We start from the raw sequence: 8370 nt of genomic DNA, 5'->3' as shown, positions 1-8370 counted from the left end.
ATCAGTGCGGCGCCAGTGGATCCTTCTTCAGCCAGCTATATTTCCTTCATCGGCGGCACCCGCGCGCTGCATCCGGATTTCGGCGGCGAGGAATCTCCCGGCAGCACCGGCATCTATGGTTTTCCATATGCCATCGTCAACGGCTCGCAGCCCAAGCAAACCGTCACCTTCGAGTACGACGACGAGAGCGACGGCAATGGCGTGCCGTTCTACCCCATCCCCGCTCAGGCCATCAGCCAGGTGCATTGGGTGGAAGGCGGCGCGCCCGGCAACGTCGACCAGCGCGGTAGCTCTGACCGCCACCTGCTGATGATCGACTGCACCAATCGCCATCTCTACGAGCTCTACAACGTCTACTACAACGCCTCGCAGAGTCGCTGGTACGCGGCCTCGGGCGCGTTCTTCGATTTGAATACCAACGGCCGCCGCCCGGAAGGCTGGACCTCTGCAGACGCCTCGGGTTTGGCGATCTTCCCGGGCCTGGTGCGTTACGACGAAGCGGCCAATGCGGCCGTGCCGGAAATCACCCACGCCCTGCGCGTCACTCTGCGCGCCAGCAACGGCCATGTGTATCCGGCCTCGCACAGTGCGGGCAGTACCTCCGGCGCGCTGCCGATGGGTGCGCGACTGCGCCTGAAGACCAATGTCGGCGGCGCCGACCCGGCGCTGCGCACCACCGATCCCACGTCGCGCAAGATCTTCCGCGCCATGCAGAAGTACGGACTGATCATGGTCGACAACGGATCGGACCTGTACATCTCCGGGACTTTCGATGTGCGCTGGAACAACAGCACCTTGAATCCTGCCTTCGCCACGCTCAAGGCCAGTGACTTCGAAGTGATCAAGTTGGGCTGGAAACCCGCCGTTGCCACGGCTGCACTCAGCGCGGTCAGCGCCGCGCCCAATCCAGTGACCGGCGGCCAGGCAGCCACCGGCACGGTCACGCTCACCGCTGCCGCGCCCAGCGGCGGTGCGCAGGTCGCACTCAGCAGCGCCAGCAGTGCATTCACCGTTCCTGCCAGCGTCAGTGTGGCGCAAGGCGCCACCAGTGCCACGTTCCCCATCGCCACCATCGCTGCCGACACCTTGGCCTCGGGCACGTTGTCGGCGACTTATGCGGGCGTTACCCGCACCAGCACGCTCACCGTCAACGCGACGCCACTGGCGCTTTCTATCGGCGACGCATCGGTGATCGAAGGCCAAAGCGGCACTGCGGCGATGACCTTCAACATCACTCTGTCGCGTCCGTCCACCGCAGCGGTGAGCTACAACATCGCCACCGCCGACGGCACGGCCACGGCGGGCAGCGACTATGTCGCCCGCTCGTTGTCCAGCGAAACAATTCCTGCCGGGCAGACCAGCCGAGCCTTCGTGGTCACGGTCAATGGCGACCCTCAACGCGAACCGAACGAGGCCTTCACTGTGGCTCTCAGCGGAGCGGTGGGAGCGACGCTGGCCGATGCGCAGGCCACCGGCACCATCGTCTCCGACGATGCGCGCGTCATGTCCAGTCCGCTGCCAGCACGTCCGGGAACGGGCAGCGCCACCCAGAGTTCGCAGTCTGTCAGCGCTGCACCATTGGCACCGGTGCCGACAAGCGCCAACGTGTGCCTGTCGCGCGATGGAGCGCTGGGTTGTCTGCGGCAGATACCCTTTCGCTGGTTGGAGGAAGCTTGGAGCCGATTGCGCACGCTGCTGACTGACTAATTTCTATATTTTCGCTGGCTATGGCCGGGATTTCGCGACGCGATCCCGGCCGTACAGATACCTGCCGCAAGGAAATACGCAGCGTTCCAAATCCATCCGAAATCTGTAACCGGTTACGCCTTCCGCCAGTTAAATGGTGCGGGGCAGCCTCAGAATCCATTCATTGCCTTGGCCGCCAACTACGCACAGGCCAACTACACCGTTGGTAGTCCGAACAGGAAACCGACATGAAACTCTCCCCCCGCCAACAGACGCTTTGGTCCGTTGCGCTAGGCGCGATCCTCGCCCTTGGTATGGGTTCGTCCGCCATCGCGCAGGACCGGAGCAACCGCGACAGCGAAGACAAGGAGCAGGACGACAACAAAGCCCGTGCGGACCAGCGTCGCCAGCAGGCCGAAGCCCGCCAGGAGCAGGCCCGCCAACAACAGGCCCAGCGTCAGGGCGAACGCCAGCAGATGGAGCGTCGCAATGACGATGCCCAGCGTCAGCAGCGGGAAGCCCGCCAGGACGCCGCCCGCCAGCAGCAGGAACGCCGCCAGGATCAGCAGCGCGAACAGGCCATGCGCCAGCAGAATGGTCAGCGTGAGCAGATCCAACGCGAACAAGCTGTCCGTCAGCAAGCCGCGCGTCAGAACGAACGCGAACAGTTGGAGCGCCGCAACGAAGACCAACAGCGTGCCTTGCGCCAGCAAAACGAAGCCCGCCAGAACGCGCAACGAGAACAGCTGCAGCGCCAGCAGGCCGCGCGCCAAGGCGAGCGCCAGCAGTTGGAGCGCCGCAACGAAGACCAACAGCGCGCCTTACGCCAGCAAAACGAAGCCCGCCAGAACGCGCAACGAGAACAGCTGCAGCGCCAGCAGGCCGCGCGCCAAGGCGAGCGTATCCGCGAACAGCGGCGCGATGGCGACCTGCGCCAACAGGCGATCCGCGACGCCGCTGCCCGCCAACAGTTGCAACGTCAGGCCGCCGGTCAACCAGCACGCGTCATGGGCGGCAACCAGCCGAGCCGCCGCGATGACCGCCGCGATGACGACCGTCGTAATGAGCAGAACCGCCTAAGCCGCGAAGTGCAGGAGCGCCGGATCCGCGAGGAGCGCCAGCGCGCCGAACGCTTCCAGCAAGAGGAACGCCGGCGTTACAGCAACCGCAACGACTGGGAACAGCGCTACGCCCGCCAACTGCGCGAGCAGCGCCGTAATTCGCAGTACCGCTACCAACAGCAGTACTACGACCGCCTGCGTCAGCAACAGATCCGCTTCAGCTCGCGCAACTACAACTACTACAACGATCCGTATTACTACACACCCGCCAGCTACCGCTACAGCTACGGCGGCCGCTATTACGAAACCAACCGCTACGGTCGCGACTTGATGGCACAGGCCGTGAACTATGGCTACGAGGAAGGCCTGCGCGCCGGCCGAGCCGACCGCGAGGACGGTTGGCGTAGTGACTATCGCAGCAGCTACGCTTACGAGGACGCCAACTACGGCTACAATGGCTACTACCTCCGGCAGGACCAGTACAACTACTACTTCCGCCAGGGCTTCCAACGCGGTTACGAGGACGGCTACTACGGCCGCTACCGCTACGGTCGCCGCGACAGCGACGGCGATTACGCCATCACCGCCGCCATCCTGGCCGTGATCCTGGGCCTGCAGCTGCTGCATTGACCGCACGAATGAGGAAAACGAAAACGCCCGGCAATCCCGGGCGTTTTCCATTGTTTGCGCGTTGTGTCAGCGCTGGGACGAGGCGAAAAACATCAGGTAGACCAACCGTCCGTTTTCCAGGCTGTCTCCGAACGTTTCACCGGCGGTATGCCAGAGCCACGGACGCAACAGCAGAAGGCGGTTGAAGCGCATGGGGACGCGCTGGGTCATCTCCCACTTTGAATCATCGGTACCGTCCGCCTCCAGAATCTCGTCGACCATTCGTTTGGCGGACGGGAAGCCCAGCGCCGCCGCTTCGAGATCGTCATAGGGCGCACGGTCTGTGCCGGTGGCGCGATGGCGGAAGAATTCGGTGCCGCCCCGGCAATCCTGCGGGCGACTGAGATACAGGATGCCCGACCAGTGCGCCGCATCCACATGCACTTTGGCCTTGCCTTTGTCGGCCGCAAGGGTGATTCGACTCTTGGCATGCGACTGCGGCGGCGGCATCGCTTCCAATGGTTCGCCCACCAGTCGAGAAATTTGTTGCGCCAAGCCTTCGATATTGATCCGCTCGACCGAATTGCGGCCGGGAAACATGCCTTCCTGTGGCGGATAGGTCAGTCGCAATGAGGCCTCCCGCAAGGCTTGCGCGTTGTCCAGGAAGTCGTCGACGATGACCATTGAGGTAGGCATACAGCCAGCCTAATCGTTCGCCGCTCCTTTCATCAACTGCGTTCGAACGCTCAGCGCAGCGTGACAGCATGGCAACTAAGCCATTTGCAGCGCCCCGGCGAATGCCATGCGTATTTTATTGCCCGTACGGCACTCACATGGATCGATGCCCGGTGCGCGCGGCGATGTTGCGGCGCAGCTTACCCCTTTGGACGATGGCGACGCCTCTGGGTGCGTGCGCTACTGCGGTTTGCCCGCCGTCCACAAGGAGTCGAACACATGTCCGTCCTGCCCGACTGCATCCCACTGTCTTCTCGTCCCGGCCCGCGTACTCGCATGTTGCGCTGGCAAGCCGCAGCTTTCCTGGCGATGGCGGGACTGCTATGCCTGCCCGCCTTCGCCCAGACCGAGGTCACCGGCTTCGGCAGCAACCCCGGCAACCTCCGCATGTTCAAATACGTACCGCCCGGTCTGCCCACCAACGCGCCGCTGGTGGTGGCGATGCACGGCTGTTCGCAGAGCGCCGCGAGCTACGACGCGGAAACCGGCTGGCAAATGCTGGCGCAACGCTGGCAGTTCGCGCTGTTGCTGCCGCAACAACAGAGCGCCAACAATTCCAGCACCTGCTTCAACTGGTTCGAGGCCGGCGACACCGCGCGCGGATCGGGCGAGGCGCTTTCGATCAAGCAAATGGTCGATCGCATGCAAGCCGATCACGGCGGCGACCCGACGCGCATCTACGTTACCGGACTTTCGGCCGGCGGCGCGATGACCTCGGTGATGATGGCCACGTATCCCGAAGTCTTCGCTGGCGGCGCCATCGTCGCCGGTCTGCCCTATCGTTGCGCCACCAGCCAATCGGCCGCTTTCAGTTGTATGAATCCCGGCACCGACCTCACCCCGGCGCAGTGGGGCGACAAAGTACGTGCGGCCAGCAGCCACGCCGGTACCTGGCCCATCGTCTCGATCTGGCACGGCGACGCCGACTATGTGGTGCGTCCGGCCAACCTCACCGAAAGCATGCAGCAGTGGACCAATGTGCACGGCATCGATCAGACCGCGGACGTCAGCGACACCGTCGGCGGCTTTCCGCATAAGGTCTACAAGGACGCAAGCGGTACGCCGCGGGTGGAGACCTACACCATCACCGGCATGGGTCATGGGACGCCGGTCGACCCGGGCACCGGCGAGACCCAGTGCGGCACGGCAGGTGCCTACATCCTCGACGTGAACCTGTGCTCCAGCTACTACATCGGCCATTTCTGGAGTCTGGACAACTTGGACGGCAACGCGCCCACCGTCAGCCTTACCGCGCCCGCGAACGGAGCCAATCTCAGCGGTACGGTCGCAATCAGCGCGACGGCCAGCGACGACATCGGCGTGGACCGCGTGGAATTCCTGCTGGACGGCACCTTGCTGGGCAGCGATGCGAGCGCGCCGTACTCGATCAGTTGGGACTCGGCCACCGCCAGCACCGGCAATCACGCGCTGCAGGCGCGCGCATTCGACCTGGTGGACAACGTGGGCGCATCGGCCATAGTCATGGTGAACGTGTTGGAAGGTTCCGGCGGTGGCACGCCGCTGCTGGCGGAGTTCTCTAACGAGGACGCGAACGACGGTTATGTGAAGGCCAATGCCGACGGCAGTGCACCGGCAGTGGGCACGCTGGAAGCATATTCCGGCCTAGCTCTAGGGCGCGGCACCGACGCCAAGTTCAATCGCAGCGTGCTGTCGTTCGATACTTCGTCGCTGCCGGACGGCGCCACCCTCGTGTCGGCCACGGTCATCGTGGCGTACCGCAGTGCGTCAGGCAATCCATGGGGCAATCCCGTCGGCAACACGTTGGTCATCGACGTGAACAACGGCTGTTTCGGCTTATGCGCCATCGAGACAGGCGACTATGCAGCGGCCGCGAGCGCGAGCGCGGTGGCGCAACTGCTGAGCTTCAGCGGCGGCAGCCAGACCAGCAACGCATTCGCCAGCGCCGGCCTGTCCGCGATCAACCGTGGCGGCCGTACCCAGTTGCGCCTGCGCTTCAGCGGCAATCCCACTTCCACCAACTATTTGTGGATAGACAAGGGCGCGACCGCGAAACTGCGCGTGGAGTACCTGCCGTAAAGGGACTCCTTGTCGATCGCGGCGCGATGCTGGAAACGAAAACGGCTGGGGTTCGAACGCTCAGCGCAGTTGGCTGTCCTTGCTGCCGCGGCGGTTGTAGCCGCTGTGCCCGCCGTCTTCCTCGTCGCGCGCCTCCTGGCAGGGAACGCACAAGCGCACACCCGGCACGGCCTTGCGTCGGAGCTCTGGCATGGGCGTGCCGCACTCTTCGCAGTGGGTGAGGCTAGGCCCCTGCGGCAATTGGCTGCGGGCGCGCTTGATGCCGTCTTTCACGGTAGCGTCGATCTGGTCCTGCACGGCGCCGTCGCCTGCCCAGCCGGTAGCCATAGCGGCCTCCTGTTGAGATACGTGTGGGGGCGAGGATAACCCCGCCGGAATGAACGATAGGGTGACGGCGCGTGTCGATTCCACCCGCCCTGCTTCGTTCTACTGGTACAGCCTGCGGACATCGCACGCGCAGGCGCTCCGCAGGCCGACCGATTGCGCACAGGTATTCGCGCGGGCGAGGGTCTAGACTCGTCGCGAACGGCATTAGTCGCTTGCTGTGGGAGGGTCCGCAATGATCGGCTGGGCGCTTGCGGCGGCAATGGCGCTGTCCTCCCCTACGGGTGACAACGCTCCGCCCGATCGCGCGCAGGTCATGGCGGTGCCGCCCGACCTCCACGCGCTGGTGCAGGAGCAAGTCAATGCTCCGGGCAGCGGCCAATCGCAACGGTTACGCAGACTGATCGACCTGATGTCCATCAGTCCGGAAGGACTGCGCCTGGAATATCACGACGACGCCACCCAGACCGTGGAACAGGCCTATCTCAACCGGCGGGTCAACTGTCTCACCTACACGTTGGTGTTCCTGGCGCTGGCGCGCGAGGCGGGGCTGGATGCGTATCCCCAGGAGATCGACGAAACGCTGTCCTGGCAACAACGCGGGGACATCGTCTATCGCAGCAACCACGTCAACGCCGCGGTGCGGCTCGGTGCGCAGCGATACGTGGTGGACGTGGGCAGTAGCTTCGTGATCGGACGCCATCCGGCCCACCTCATCAGCGAACAGCGCCTGTTGGCCCAGTACTACAACAATCGCGCCGCGCAACTTATGTTCCAGGGCGATCTGCCCGCCGCGCTGGCCCATGCCGACATCGCCATCGAACTGGACCCCACCTATCCCAATACCTGGAGCAACACCGGCGTGTTGCGTCTGCACAGCGGCGACTTGTCCGGCGCCGAACAGGCCTATGCCACCGCGCTGTCGCTGGCTCCGGAGCATTCCAGCGCGCTGTTCAATCTGGTGGCCCTGTACAAGCGCAGCGGCGACCTCGAGCGTGAAACACAGTACCGGCGCCGGCTGGACAAGGTGCAATCGAGGGATCCTTTCCACCAGTTCCTGGTCGCCGTGCAATTCGAGCGGCAGGGCAATTACGCGCAGGCCATCAAGCGCTACCAGCACGCAATCCGCCTGTATGGCGACGAACACCGGTTCTACCACGGTTTGGCTCGCGCTTATGCGGCGATAGGGAATTCGCGGCGCGCTCGCCGCGCGCTGCAGCAGGCCTTGGTGCTGGTCGCGGGTAAGGACGAAACGGCACGCGCGCAATATCGAACGATGCTGGAAGGCCTGCGTGCTACCGACCCTTTATGACGCGCGCAAGGGCCAGCTGCTGATAACGTCGTACTCGCCCTGCCAACTGCGCACCAGCGCAAAATCGCGCGCCTGCCAGCGGATCGGGTCGATGGCGTGCGGGGTCAGCACGCGGGTGTCGTAGAGCACAGTGACATGCGGAGTAAATTCTCGTTTCAGATAACGCCCGAATCCGCCCGCCATCAGGCGGTTGCTGAGTTCGCGCCATAAGCCGTGGATCGGCGGTCGCTCTTCCGGACACAACAATACGCAGGGATGCTTGTCGTTGCGTGTGGAGAAACTCGAAGCGCGGGCCAGGGTCACTTCGAACGGCGCATACCGGACCCGGGCGGCGGCCGTCGTCGCCGCGTCCACGATGTCGGCACGGTCGATCAGGTGCTCGCCCAGGTAGTGCAGAGTGGCGTGAAGCCGGTTAGGCCGGACAGGAGGGCCGGTCAAAGAGTGCTCGACGCGCAGGGCGTCGGTTTCGGCGGCGATGGCTTCACGGGCTGCGGGTTCAGGAAATACGCAGAAAAATAGACTGCCGGTTTCAGACCTCGCTTCCATGCCCACAAGCGAGTCCTGCAGAGGAATAGGCGAGCCCCG

The 8370-nt window shown here is 64.2% G+C and carries 8 protein-coding genes; 4 read left to right on the top strand and 4 right to left on the bottom strand.

Going from position 1 to position 8370, the window contains the following annotated elements; translation table 11 throughout:
• On the top strand, window positions 1-1707 hold a 1707-nt coding region (locus AC1DTQ_RS18385; protein WP_477851457.1), incomplete at its 5' end, for a Calx-beta domain-containing protein.
• 269 nt (window positions 1708-1976) lie between these two features.
• Here the strand turns inward: AC1DTQ_RS18385 and AC1DTQ_RS18380 are convergent.
• The gene (locus AC1DTQ_RS18380) at window positions 1977-2498 is read right to left on the bottom strand and encodes a hypothetical protein (protein ID WP_477851456.1); all 522 of its coding nucleotides are present in this window, start codon (window positions 2496-2498) and stop codon (window positions 1977-1979) included.
• On the opposite strand from AC1DTQ_RS18380, the gene AC1DTQ_RS18375 reads away from it, so the two are divergent.
• Complete coding sequence (locus AC1DTQ_RS18375) at window positions 2475-3377, top strand: hypothetical protein (protein WP_477851455.1); 903 nt, start codon at window positions 2475-2477, stop codon at window positions 3375-3377. The genes AC1DTQ_RS18380 and AC1DTQ_RS18375 overlap by 24 nt on opposite strands.
• Window positions 3378-3443: 66 nt before the next feature.
• Here the strand turns inward: AC1DTQ_RS18375 and AC1DTQ_RS18370 are convergent, their stop codons facing one another.
• Window positions 3444-4052, bottom strand: a complete 609-nt coding sequence (locus tag AC1DTQ_RS18370) for a DUF6445 family protein (protein WP_477851454.1) — start codon at window positions 4050-4052, stop codon at window positions 3444-3446.
• A 258-nt stretch (window positions 4053-4310) separates the two neighbouring features.
• On the opposite strand from AC1DTQ_RS18370, the gene AC1DTQ_RS18365 reads away from it, so the two are divergent.
• A complete protein-coding gene (locus AC1DTQ_RS18365) occupies window positions 4311-6149 on the top strand; it encodes an extracellular catalytic domain type 1 short-chain-length polyhydroxyalkanoate depolymerase (RefSeq protein WP_477851452.1) in 1839 nt (612 codons plus the stop codon).
• A 60-nt stretch (window positions 6150-6209) separates the two neighbouring features.
• On the opposite strand, the gene AC1DTQ_RS18360 is transcribed toward AC1DTQ_RS18365, so the two are convergent.
• On the bottom strand, window positions 6210-6476 hold the full coding sequence (locus AC1DTQ_RS18360; RefSeq protein ID WP_477851451.1) for a DksA/TraR family C4-type zinc finger protein: 267 nt from the start codon (window positions 6474-6476) through the stop codon (window positions 6210-6212).
• 232 nt (window positions 6477-6708) lie between these two features.
• Here AC1DTQ_RS18360 and AC1DTQ_RS18355 point away from each other — a divergent pair, with 232 nt between their 5' ends.
• Entirely contained in the window at window positions 6709-7785 is a 1077-nt protein-coding gene (locus AC1DTQ_RS18355) for a tetratricopeptide repeat protein (RefSeq protein WP_477851449.1), read from the top strand.
• On the opposite strand, the gene AC1DTQ_RS18350 is transcribed toward AC1DTQ_RS18355, so the two are convergent.
• On the bottom strand, window positions 7780-8331 hold the full coding sequence (locus tag AC1DTQ_RS18350; RefSeq protein ID WP_477851448.1) for a 2'-5' RNA ligase family protein: 552 nt from the start codon (window positions 8329-8331) through the stop codon (window positions 7780-7782). The genes AC1DTQ_RS18355 and AC1DTQ_RS18350 overlap by 6 nt on opposite strands.
• Window positions 8332-8370 lie beyond the last annotated feature (39 nt).

Source organism: Pseudoxanthomonas sp. P4_B2 (assembly GCF_056402315.1).
This window is presented reverse-complemented; position numbering and strand designations above follow the sequence as displayed.